Origin of the sequence: Cytobacillus solani, from assembly GCF_006704205.1 — a bacterium.
GTDB classification, from domain to species: domain Bacteria; phylum Bacillota; class Bacilli; order Bacillales; family Cytobacillaceae; genus Cytobacillus; species Cytobacillus solani.
In genome coordinates this window covers 1,708,026-1,720,088 of sequence record NZ_CP041305.1, presented here as the reverse complement: position 1 = coordinate 1,720,088, position 12,063 = coordinate 1,708,026, and the positions used below count along the sequence as shown (strand labels likewise).

General features: G+C 37.0%; 7 protein-coding genes. All 7 read left to right on the top strand.

The features are described from left to right. Window positions 1-14: 14 nt before the first annotated feature. The 7 genes from glmM (at window position 15) to FI644_RS08735 (ending at window position 11,935) form a co-directional block, all read left to right on the top strand. Window positions 15-1,367: a phosphoglucosamine mutase gene (gene glmM, locus FI644_RS08765; RefSeq protein WP_053477967.1), complete on the top strand. Its 1,353-nt coding sequence runs from the start codon at window positions 15-17 to the stop codon at window positions 1,365-1,367. Window positions 1,368-1,852: 485 nt separating this feature from the next. Beyond that, window positions 1,853-3,655 carry a glutamine--fructose-6-phosphate transaminase (isomerizing) gene (glmS, locus tag FI644_RS08760; protein WP_142108241.1) on the top strand — a complete coding sequence of 601 codons (1,803 nt, stop codon included), beginning with the start codon at window positions 1,853-1,855 and terminating at the stop codon, window positions 3,653-3,655. A gap of 151 nt (window positions 3,656-3,806) precedes the next feature. Beyond that, on the top strand, window positions 3,807-4,646 hold the full coding sequence (locus FI644_RS08755) for a TnsA endonuclease N-terminal domain-containing protein (protein WP_142108240.1): 840 nt from the start codon (window positions 3,807-3,809) through the stop codon (window positions 4,644-4,646). After that, window positions 4,643-6,799, top strand: a complete 2,157-nt coding sequence (locus FI644_RS08750; protein WP_142108239.1) for a TnsB C-terminal domain-containing protein — start codon at window positions 4,643-4,645, stop codon at window positions 6,797-6,799. Before FI644_RS08755 ends, FI644_RS08750 begins: the two co-directional genes overlap by 4 nt. Continuing rightward, window positions 6,774-8,465 carry an ATP-binding protein gene (locus FI644_RS08745; protein ID WP_142108238.1) on the top strand — a complete coding sequence of 564 codons (1,692 nt, stop codon included), beginning with the start codon at window positions 6,774-6,776 and terminating at the stop codon, window positions 8,463-8,465. The genes FI644_RS08750 and FI644_RS08745 overlap by 26 nt, the downstream gene beginning before the upstream one ends. Window positions 8,466-8,550: 85 nt before the next feature. Continuing rightward, window positions 8,551-10,419: a TnsD family Tn7-like transposition protein gene (locus FI644_RS08740; RefSeq protein WP_142108237.1), complete on the top strand. Its 1,869-nt coding sequence runs from the start codon at window positions 8,551-8,553 to the stop codon at window positions 10,417-10,419. Continuing rightward, on the top strand, window positions 10,400-11,935 hold the full coding sequence (locus FI644_RS08735) for a Tn7-like element transposition protein TnsE (protein WP_142108236.1): 1,536 nt from the start codon (window positions 10,400-10,402) through the stop codon (window positions 11,933-11,935). Before FI644_RS08740 ends, FI644_RS08735 begins: the two co-directional genes overlap by 20 nt. The last annotated feature ends 128 nt before the right edge of the window (window positions 11,936-12,063 follow it).

Sequence of the window (12,063 nt, the reverse complement as noted above, 5' to 3'; positions counted from 1 at the left end):
GAGCGATAATAGGTATGGGAAAATATTTCGGTACGGATGGAGTACGCGGGGTCGCAAATAGTGAATTAACCCCTGAATTGGCCTTTAAATTAGGTCGATGTGGAGGATATATTTTAACTAAGGATAAAAATCACCCGAAGGTTTTGATTGGTCGTGATACACGGATTTCAGGCCATATGCTTGAAGGGGCTTTAGTGGCAGGCTTACTATCCATTGGTGCGGAGGTTATGCGCTTAGGTGTTCTCTCGACTCCAGGTGTTGCCTATTTAACAAAGGCACTTGGTGCGGAAGCGGGAGTGATGATTTCTGCCTCCCACAACCCTGTTGCTGATAATGGGATTAAATTTTTCGGTCCAGACGGATTTAAGCTTTCAGATGAGCAGGAGCTTGAGATTGAAAGCTTAATGGATATGGAGGAAGATCAGCTGCCTAGACCAGTTGGAGGCGATCTTGGGCAAGTAAATGATTATTTTGAAGGCGGACAGAAATACCTCCAATATTTAAAGCAGACGGTGGATGAGGATTTTTCAGGCATACATATTGCTTTAGATTGCGCACATGGAGCAACATCATCACTTGCATCCCATCTATTCGCAGATTTAGATGCGGATTTATCCATGATTGGTGCTTCTCCTAACGGGTTGAATATTAATGAGGGAGTCGGTTCCACACATCCTGAAACCCTTGCCGCATTTGTGAAGGAACGGGAAGCGGATATTGGTCTGGCCTTTGATGGAGATGGAGATCGCCTGATTGCGATTGATGAGAATGGCGATATTGTCGATGGTGACCAAATTATGTACATTTGTGGAAAGTATCTGAAGGAACAAGGCCGATTGAAGCATAGTACAGTTGTTTCAACTGTTATGAGCAATCTTGGTTTCTACAAAGCACTTGAAGCAAATGAAATTGAAAGCATTCAAACCGCAGTCGGAGACAGATATGTGGTTGAAGAAATGAAGAAGAACGGCTACAATCTTGGCGGTGAGCAGTCTGGCCATATTATCTTCCTCGATTATGTAACAACAGGGGACGGACTTTTATCAGGTTTGCAGCTCGTAAATATAATGAAAATGACAAAGAAGCCATTATCTGAGCTGGCAAAGGAAATGCAAAAATTTCCACAAAAGCTTGTCAATATTCGAGTGACTGATAAACATCATGTAACAGATAATGAGAAGGTACGTGCGATTATTACTGAAGTTGAGCATGAAATGAAAGGAAACGGGCGGATATTAGTACGTCCTTCAGGAACGGAGCCACTTGTGAGGGTGATGGCGGAAGCGGCAACAGAGGAGCTGTGCAATGCCTATGTTGAACGTATTGCCTCAGTTGTGAAGCAAGAAATGGGTTTAGACGAAGAATAAGATATAGAATGCATAAGGGAACGAAAAGACTCCCTTATGCATATTTTATTTAAAGGGGTGTTCAAGGAGCTCCTCTTTCGTTTTTGGTTGACTAGTTGCTGCCTATATTGTATGATTATCGTGCTTTGTAAATTTTTTTACAAAATAGTGTTTAAAAAAAAGAAAGGTGGGCAGTAGGATAATAGAATGGAATAGAAGCGCCTGGACTAATTCCGATCGGATAGAGGGGATTAGTTGACGAGGAGGAGGTTTATCGATCAATCGGCGGATGCCTCCCGGTTAAAGCAAACCGTCATCTCTTCTTTAAAGCATTAGGGTAACTTAATGGACAAAGAGTAGGGAATGCTAATTTACAAAGCAAAAAGAGTATCGTATGTTCAGGTGGAGTTGTCTGACATCATACGAATTTAAATTTAACTACAGAGATAAGGGGCAAGACTGCCCTAATTGGCTTCTTGCCCCTTCTCATCAGGAGGAAAAGAAGTATGTGCGGAATCGTAGGATATATTGGATTAAATGATACGAAGGAAATTCTACTTAGAGGTTTAGAAAAGCTTGAATATAGAGGCTATGACTCAGCAGGAATTGCTGTAATCAATGAAAAAGGCGTTCATGTTTTTAAAGAAAAAGGCCGTATAGCAGATTTACGTAATACAGTTGATTTTGATGTGCTTGCCCAGACTGGAATTGGTCACACTCGCTGGGCTACTCATGGGGTACCGAGCACGATCAACTCTCATCCTCATCAAAGTGCATCAGGCCGTTTTACGCTTGTTCATAATGGTGTCATTGAGAACTATGAAATCTTAAAGCGTGAATACCTGCAGGATGTGAACTTTACGAGCGAAACAGATACAGAGGTCATTGTTCAGCTAATTGAAGTATTTGCTGGCGAAGGGCTAAGTACTGAAGAAGCGTTCCGCAAAACGCTTCAGCTATTAAAAGGATCCTATGCACTTGCACTTTTAGATGACCAAAATGAAGAAGCAATCTTTGTTGCAAAAAACAAGAGTCCGCTTTTAGTAGGTTTGGGTGATTCCTTTAATGTAGTTGCTTCTGATGCGATGGCGATGCTGCAAGTGACAGATCAATATGTAGAGCTGATGGACAAAGAAATGGTAATCGTAACAAGAAATGCAGTGACGATTAAAAATCTTAATGGGGATGTTATTACCCGTGAGCCATATACAGCCGAACTTGATGCAAGTGATATTGAAAAAGGCACATACCCTCACTATATGCTTAAAGAAATTGATGAGCAGCCCTTAGTGATGCGCAAAATTATTCAAAAATATCAAAACGACAATGGCGAGTTAACGATTGATCAGGAGATTATTACTGCCATGAATGAGGCAGACCGCATTTACATCATTGCAGCAGGTACTTCTTATCATGCAGGTCTTGTTGGAAAGCAGTTCATTGAAAGATTGGCAAAAATCCCTGTAGAGGTACACATCTCAAGTGAATTTGGCTACAACATGCCTATGCTTTCTGAAAAACCATTGTTCATCTTTATCACACAAAGCGGGGAAACAGCTGACAGCCGTGCCGTTCTTGTTCAGGTAAAGGAAATGGGTTATAAAGCCATTACAATCACAAACGTACAAGGCTCTACGCTGTCACGTGAAGCGGATTATACTTTGCTGCTGCATGCTGGTCCTGAAATTGCCGTTGCTTCAACAAAAGCCTACACGGCACAACTAGCTGTATTAGTCATCTTAGCTGAAGTAACGGCAAAAAGCCGCGGCATGGAACCGAATTTCAATCTTGTCCGAGAGTTAGGCATTATCGCCAATGCGATGGAAGTGCTTTGTGATGAAAAGGAAGAATTCGAATCAATTGCCCGTGAGTTTCTAACAGTTACCCGCAACGCCTTCTTCATCGGACGTGGCATCGATTTCTATGTAGGCCTTGAAGGTGCACTAAAACTAAAAGAAATCTCTTATATTCAAGCGGAAGGATTTGCTGGAGGAGAGCTAAAGCATGGTACAATCGCTTTAATCGAAGAAGGCACCCCTGTTATCGCAATAGCAACACAAGAAATTGTTAATTTAGGTATTCGCGGAAATGTCAAAGAAGTCGTTGCCCGCGGCGCTAACCCGTGCATCATCTCCATGAAAGGACTGGAATTTGAAGGCGATACCTTCATCATTCCAGAAGTGCACGAACTATTAACACCTCTTGTCTCTGTTTTACCACTACAACTTATTTCTTACTATGCTGCACTGCACCGCGACTGCGATGTTGATAAGCCGAGAAACCTGGCTAAGAGTGTAACGGTGGAGTAGGCAGGAAGGGTTGCTTTGTAAAAATTGTGGCTTTGAAATAAAGTCACGATGTTTATAAGAAAGTTGCGATGTTTTGAAGAAAGTCACGATGTTTATAAGAAAGTTGCGAAGCTTACCCCCTTTAGATATGATTGTCTAAAGGGGTGTTTTTATGTCAAAAAGAAAAAGAACATCTAAAATTGAGAAATGGATAAAAGAGGGCCGTGGCTCAGGTATTGGTTCAGAATATAAACCATGGTTAAAAATTCAAGATGTGTCTTCGTTAGGTAGATCTACTCGCTTGAAAGGGATAAAGACAAACAGACAGCATGAGTTTTTATCAGATTTAGAACGAAACTACTTTTATATAACTGAATTTTCGGATTTTATTATTGATATTCGTGAGCAATTCCCTTTACTACCATTGGAAGAAACACTTGTTATTGCAGATGAGTTAGGTATTAAACATCCTACTGACCCTAAAACAGGAGAACCGATTGTGATGACAACGGATTTTTTATTAACGATTAATAATGGACAAAGCGTATTTGAGGTAGCTCATACAATTAAAATGAGGGATGAATTATTAAAAGAGCGTATACTTGAAAAATTTGAGATTGAACGTGAGTATTGGCACCGAAAAGAAATTGATTGGGGCATTGTAACAGAAGAAGAAATACCTAAAACATTGGCGAGAAACATTAGTTATATCCACGATTACTATGACATTCGAGATTATGATGTATTTCGAGAAATGAGTGCACTGCATATTGAAGATTTATCTGTTTCTTTAATGCAAAGGTTATTAGGAACTACTGAAAGCATTCGTAAAATCACAAATGAATTTGATACAGATACGCATTTGCCTTTTGGTAGTGGTGTAACGTTGTTTTATCATTTATTATCTCGAAAAATCATCATCATAGATATGATTGAGCCTTTAAATTTGGAAAAGTCAATCACCATTAAGTCGATTGATGATAGCAATCTGAAGAAGGTGAAATACGGATGATATTGATTAACCAAGTGCTTCAATATGTATCTGATTCAAGAAGATTACGTGTTATTGAGATAGAAGAATCTTATGTATATATAGTTAATATTGATACGACAAGTGCTATGCCCCAAAGGGAACTTTATTTAAACTTACAGACAGAGATGAATCAAGATGAACTTCTTGTTGTAAGTGATCCTTTTGCAAAAGCTATCCCAGATAATGAGCTTACAGAAGTTCAAATTCGTAAACGTGAAGAAGATTGGCGAACAGTAGAAGAATATATCCTCCCTAATATAAGTGAGTTACTACGAAAAAAAGGAAGAGAAAAGAAAATTACTGATATCGTTAAGACAAGTGGACTTGGAAAAACGAAAATAAAAAAATTACTTAGTCGGTATTGGCAGCGTGGTATGAATAAAAATGCCATGTTACCTGACTATGCAAATTCTGGTGGCAAGGGTAAAGCCAAGTCTTTGAAAGAAGCCAAAACAGGTCGTCCACGTAGAGTGAACATTAGTGGCGATTATCAAACTGGCATTAATATAACAGACGAAGTGAAGCTTCAGTTTGAGCATGCCATTAATAAATTTTACCGAAAAACGAACAACTACTCATTAAAAGATGTCTATCATTTCATATTGCGTGATTTTTATTCAGACCGTTATAAAGAAAATGGTGAAATGAAATACAGAGTATGGGAAGCAAATCGAATTCCGTCTTACAATCAGTTTTACTATTGGTTTAAGAAAATAGAAGATCCAAAGAAAGATATTCAGTTCCGTAAAAGTGCTAAAGAATATGAACTAAAGCATCGTCCTATTTTAAGTGATTCAAAATCAGAAACAAATGGTCCAGGTACTCGCTTTCAAATTGATGCTACAATTGCAGATATTTATTTAGTGAGCTCGTTGGATGTAAATAAAGTCATTGGTCGCCCTGTTATTTATGCTGTCATTGATGTGTATTCACGAATAATAACAGGACTATATGTTGGATTAGAAGGACCTTCATGGATTGGAGCGATGATGGCTTTAGATAATATGGTAGCAGACAAGGTGGAGTTTTGTAAGAAATATGGAATCGAGATTACTGAGGAACAATGGCCAACAAAACATTTACCTGAAATTATTATTGCAGATCGTGGAGAGTTTGAAGGATATTCTGTCGAAAATTTAATCAATAACTTAAATATAAAAATAGAAAATACGACAGCATACCGAGGAGATTTAAAAGGAATTGTTGAGCGCAAATTTCGTACGTTTAACGGCAAGATAAAACAGAAGGCTCCTGGTGCAATTCAAAAGGAATATCGAGAACGTGGAGATCAAGATTATCGTTTAGATGCTACGTTAAATCTTAAAGAATTCACAACATTAATTATTACGCTAGTCCTTCATCATAATCATAAAATCATTGATAAATATCCAATGGAAAAAGAAATGATTACAGACGGTTTAGTACCAACACCGGTTAATTTATGGAACTGGGGCATTCAAAATCGTAAAGGGCGATTAAGAACAATCGATCGTAATATTCTACGCTTAAATGTGTTACCACGTGGCAAGGCAACAATTTCTAGAGCCGGTATTAAGTTTAAAAACTTGTTATATGGTTCACGACAAGCAATTGAAGAACAGTGGTACTTGAAGTTAAAAAATCGCAGTATTGAAATTGTTTATGATCCTCGTAATGTCGAGAAGATATATATTCCTCATGATAATGGTATGGATTATGAAGCGTGTATATTACTTGAGCCAAGCCAACAGTATCGAAACGACTTTTTAGAGGAAATCGTTTTTTATCAACAGCTACGTAGTGAATTGGAAGAAATCGAACGATCTCATCAAGTACAGCTAACAATTAATATGGATGCCATGATGAATGAAATAATAAAAAAAGCAGAGAAGAAGAAAAAGCAATCATTCAATCAACCGACAAGTAAGAAAGAAAAAATTGTTTCGATAAGAGATAACAAACATACGGAAAAACAGTTAAATCGTGTAGAGGAGAAGTTTGATTTATCGCTAGCTGTAGTCAGTGATCAACCAGATGTTATTGATTTTGTAACAAAAGAAAAAGTGCAAGATGACATACCTAAAAAATCCAGTTCGCGACTAATGGAAAAACTAAAGAAGAAGCGAGATGAGAAGTTTGGAAAAGACGAATAATCTTGTCCTTAAAGGTGATTTTGAGAAAGCAACATATAGGGAACAAGCTTTATCTGAGTATAGTAACAATCCATTCATCGAGGCTCTTCCGTGTATTTTCGATGAAGACAATGTACTAGAGCGATTTATGGTGACCCCACGTATTACACAGCAAGAAAAGCAAAGTGAAACGAATATCCGATATCATGTGCTAAAACGTGTGAAAAACTTTATTCAGCCTTTACCAATTCATTTTGAAGTAGAACGGAGACTTTCTACGCTAATACGTAGAGGTTACTTAGCTCGAAATCCTTTAGAGAAAACGTTTTTTGAACGTATTCGAGTATTACACCAATTACGTGAAGATGAGGAAGAAGCTCATAAATATATTGATGAGCGCTTGAATTATATTCGTTCTACAGCAGATAGTTTATCAATTATCGGTATATCTGGTATTGGTAAAACAACAGCAATTGAACGATTGTTACTTATGTATCCTCAAGTTATTAAGCATGAGACGTATAAAGGCCAGCCTTTTAATCGTACACAAATTGTTTGGCTTAAAATTGATTGTCCATATGATGGCAGCTTATCAACACTTTGCAAAAGCTTTTTCAAAGCGATTGATGACTTATTAGGAACTCGTTACCTAGAGAAGTACGGCTACTTAAATCGTATTACATCAACAATGCTTTTACATATGACTTCATTAGCAAGTATGTATGGTATTGGTGTGCTAGTCATCGATGAAATTCAGCACCTTTTACATTCTAAGAACGACCAAGAGGAAATGCTGAATTTCTTTGTTACGCTATCAAATACAGTTGGTATCCCCACAGTATTAATTGGTACTTCAAAGGCACAGCAATTATTTAAAGGTAACTTCAGACAAGCTCGTCGTGCAGCAAGTGACGGTGCGATTATTTGGGATCGTATGGCTGAGGACAGTGAGGAATGGGATTTCTTTTTAGAAACTTTATGGGAATTACAATGTCTTAAAACACGCTCAGAACTTACTGAAGATGTGAAAAAGACTTTTTATGAGGAATGTCAGGGGATAACTTCGGTTGCAGTAAACTTGTTTATTTTAGCACAGGAGCGAGCTTTATTTGATGAATCAAATGAAGAAGAAAGAATTACTCCACATGTTCTGAAGAAAACAGCAAAAGAGGATATGAAAATTATCCAACCAATGCTTAATGCAATTCGTAAAAACGATTTAAAAGCGATGTATAAGTACGAGGATATTATGATTAATCTAGATGATCTGATGATTAACCATAAGCAAAACACAGAGTATGAAGGTAAAATCAAAAAGGCGATGAAAGAACGACAAAATACTTTGGGATATAAGCGACAGGATACGATAGAAAATTTAACTGTGGAGGTAGCCTCACTAGGAATTTTTGATAATCTGGAATTGAGTGATATTAAGCGAATTATAATCAAAATTGTTGAAAATAACCCGATTGATACAGATTTAAATGTATTAAAAACAGATTCAATTCAACAAGCTATTACAATAAATCAACAAAAGAAAAAAAATAAAGAATCAAAGATGCAAAAGGGAGAATTATTGCCATTGTTAACATTAAGAACAGCAGCAATTGAAAAAAAACAACACCCTTATGAATTGTTGAAATTAAAAGGATTTATTAAAAGTCCACTACAAGAATTCTATAAGTAAATTAGAAATTAAGTTATGAGGTGTCTAAAAACCTAGATTGATCGACATGATAGAAGTATGTCGAATAAAACTAGGGGGATTTTGGATGCTACCGTTCTTTACGAACCCATATCCTGATGAATTGATGTATTCAGCGATTGCTCGTTATCACTTTTATAGTGGCAATATCGATTGTAAGGACACATTGGAAGAAGTATTTCAAAGTCGTACTGTGATACCAAGTGTAGAGATTGGCAGCCATTTTTCTGTACTAGTTGAGCAATTTGGCTCTAACTATTCTGTTGAGAGCCTATTAGCCAAGCATACAATTTATCCTTTCTATGCTCCTTTTCTTTCTAAGAACCGCCAGAAAGAACTTCTACATGATGTTCAAGGAGATGGAAAAGGACTTTACATAAGACTTGGGATGGTCGCAGGAGGTATTTGTAAAAAAGACTGGCTCTGTTATTGTCCAGAATGTGCTGCTAATGATATTGATCAGTATGGAGAACCCTATATTCATCGTGAGCATCAGCTACAAGGAATTGATTTCTGTGCGCATCATGAATTGAAATTAAAGAAGTATCCTGTAGATCCTTCAAAGCAGAGTCGAATAGAATTTATTCGATTCGATAAAAGGTCACTGAACTTATCAATGATTCAAGAAGTTGAACCAAAAGAGTTCGAAGCTATTCAAATTGCTTTGGCAAAGAAGGCTTATCAATTGCTGCAAGTCCCAATAGATCGATTTTCAAGAGAATCTATTAATCATAAATATCGTGTTCTTTTACGTGAGCGCAAATTAATAACAACTTCTAATCGAGTTCGGCAGAATGAGCTATACAAAGCATTTCAATCAAAGTTTCCAAAAGGATTTTTAGTTAAATATGAATCAGAAATCGATGTTGATGATGAGTACAATTGGCTGAGGATCATTACACGCAATCTAAAACGCCATTCACATCCTTTCCGTCATTTGCTTATGCTTTATTTCTTAGAACAAGATGTAGATTCTTTTTTACAAGTTGAAACTGATACAGGTCCTTTCGGTTGTGGCCCATGGCCTTGTTTAAATAAGGCAGCTAATCATTATAAGGAATGTGTGATTCCTGAAGTAAATGTTACGAGAGATTTTAAATCAAAAGCACCTATTGGTACGTTTGAATGCTCTTGTGGCTTTATTTATGCTAGAAAAGGTCCTGATAGATTATCTGGAGATAAATATCGTATTGGACGTATAAAAGTGTTTGGAGATGTCTGGAACGGAAAATTACGTGAATTGAAAGCCGAAGGGACGCACAGTGCAAGAACATTAGCTAAAATGCTTGGTGTAGATTCGAAAACGGTTAAAAAATATCTCTCTTTGGAGATAAAAATAGAAGGATTATCAGAAAACGATATTCCTTCGATGTTGCTAATTTATCGAAAACAATTATTAAAAGGAATGCGACAATGCCCAATTTATTCAAGAACACAAATTCGTAAGTGTTTCCCAAAAGAATATATGTACTTGTATCGTCATGATAAAGAATGGCTGTTCGAACACTTGCCTATAATTCGAGAGAAGAAGAATAATCTAGCAATTGTCGATTGGGCCTCACGTGATCGAGAATACCACTCTAAAGTGGAGAAGCTTTACAAGGAGCTAATTGAACTAGATAAACCTGTTCGAATTACAATCTCGATTATTGGAAAACGGCTTGGAATATTATCAAATTTGGATAAACATCTTGATAAGCTCCCCCAGACTAAAAAGCTTCTATCTGAAACTACGGAATCTACTCAGCAATTCCAAATCAGACGTTGTTGTAAGATTATTGATCGAATATTACAGAGGCAAGAACCAGTTTTATTATGGAAGGTACAGCGTATTGGCGCTGTGAAGTCACATCATTTTCATGAAATAAAACCGTATTTGGAAGTATATTTACGGACAAAACAGGAAGTGGAAAGTTATGAGCAAACAACAGGTTAAAATTGCTTGGCCTTTTGCTAAAGGTGAAAAAGCACAACTACTATGGATTGGTGAACCATTCCCATATGATTATAAAATGATGATTAAAGCATATTTTCGCTCACAAGGTCGTACAGAAGGTATATTAATGGACTGGGGTACATTACCATGCCTAGCAATTCAACATTTTTATACCGATGGCATCATAACGGCAAGTAAAGCCCCTGAAGGTGTACAAGAGATAGATATGACTATTTATCCTAATAAAGTTAAATATCATGAACGACCTTGGTCTATACAAGGCAGCAGTGATCCTGCAACTTCCCGTAGTTTCGTGTTCACTTTCAATGGAAAGAATGTTATTTTACCAGTTGTTGAAGTATTGCGTTGCATATTAGCTCCGAATGGTTTTCTTTTATATCGCATGATCGAATCGAATTCATTTCCTCAGTTCTTCACAGAAACATACGAACCTAATAAAATACATCTTAGCTTTTCATCACAATATGAATTGAAATACACAAAGCCAACGTTCATTTACCAGTTGGTGTGGTTGCTGACAAACCCTGATCTACGACAGATATATGAAAGTATAGCATTTACTTGGTTGCAAGAAAGGGCTTTGAGGTTCGAATGGAGCTTTACACAACCGATTACAATAACAGCTCGTGTAAAAGAGAAGAATAACATGTGTACAGTATTACAAATTGTTAATGTGAAAAACAAAGATATCCCGTACCAACATATTTCAATTTCACATCCAGAAATACAAGATCAAGAGAAATCCGATGAGGCAAAGAAATACACTTATCGTTCTCTAAATAGACAGGGCAATGAAGAGGGCTTTACATTAGATGAACAATTAGATGGTTCTACAGAAGACTTTGATCTCGTGCAAATGAATCAGTTAAAACATGAATATACATTAGTTCCTAGAATTGAGCGTATTAAAGGTAGCCCTACCAAGCAACGAATGAAGGAAGATGAAAACACAAAGAAATACTATATTAATCATGATTCTATTCGATCTACAGCAGACAGTGGTGGTCAACAACTTGAGCGAGGATTAGAGCATCAAATGCTACATGAAATTCAGGTGCAGGGAGAGTTGCAAGATTTTATTAATGTCCTCAAAGCACTTGAACAATATCCCATAATAAGAACAATACAAGTAATTATGGATGTGTTGCCAGATGGTCACGGTGAACGTAGATTTACGAAATTGAGTGATAATGTCACTAAGCGACGGTATGTAATTGCCCAAATATATTTAGGGAATGGGAAACAATTCAACATTATAGAAATTGAACGCGAAAATCGCTCTTTGTCGATGTTGATTCTATCATCGCTAGTAACTCGTGAATGGAAAACTATATATGATCGACTGCTTATAAATCTTGTGAATGATAGTGGAACCTGGACAAGTAAGTCATTGAAAAGCATTGAAGATCAAGGTATTGCAGTAGTGAAAGCTAAACACAGTTCTAAAGGGGTTCAGCATAGGGCAGAGGCTTTATTGAACAAATTACATTACTAGACATTACTGGGCGGGAGTAGCAAATATGAAACTTTATGATAGAGATTATATATATTGAATGAGAAAGAAATTATCGAGTGAAATCGTGTAAAAGAATTTGAAAAGAAAGGGACTCTATTTGGGAGAAT

Bases quoted from the DNA above. Each gene is read 5' to 3' on its own strand.
- glmM (WP_053477967.1), top strand. From the start codon at position 15: ATGGGAAAATATTTCGGTACGGATGGAGTACGCGGGGTCGCAAATAGT.
- glmS (WP_142108241.1), top strand. From the start codon at position 1,853: ATGTGCGGAATCGTAGGATATATTGGATTAAATGATACGAAGGAAATT.
- FI644_RS08755 (WP_142108240.1), top strand. From the start codon at position 3,807: ATGTCAAAAAGAAAAAGAACATCTAAAATTGAGAAATGGATAAAAGAG.
- FI644_RS08750 (WP_142108239.1), top strand. From the start codon at position 4,643: ATGATATTGATTAACCAAGTGCTTCAATATGTATCTGATTCAAGAAGA.
- FI644_RS08745 (WP_142108238.1), top strand. From the start codon at position 6,774: ATGAGAAGTTTGGAAAAGACGAATAATCTTGTCCTTAAAGGTGATTTT.
- FI644_RS08740 (WP_142108237.1), top strand. From the start codon at position 8,551: ATGCTACCGTTCTTTACGAACCCATATCCTGATGAATTGATGTATTCA.
- FI644_RS08735 (WP_142108236.1), top strand. From the start codon at position 10,400: ATGAGCAAACAACAGGTTAAAATTGCTTGGCCTTTTGCTAAAGGTGAA.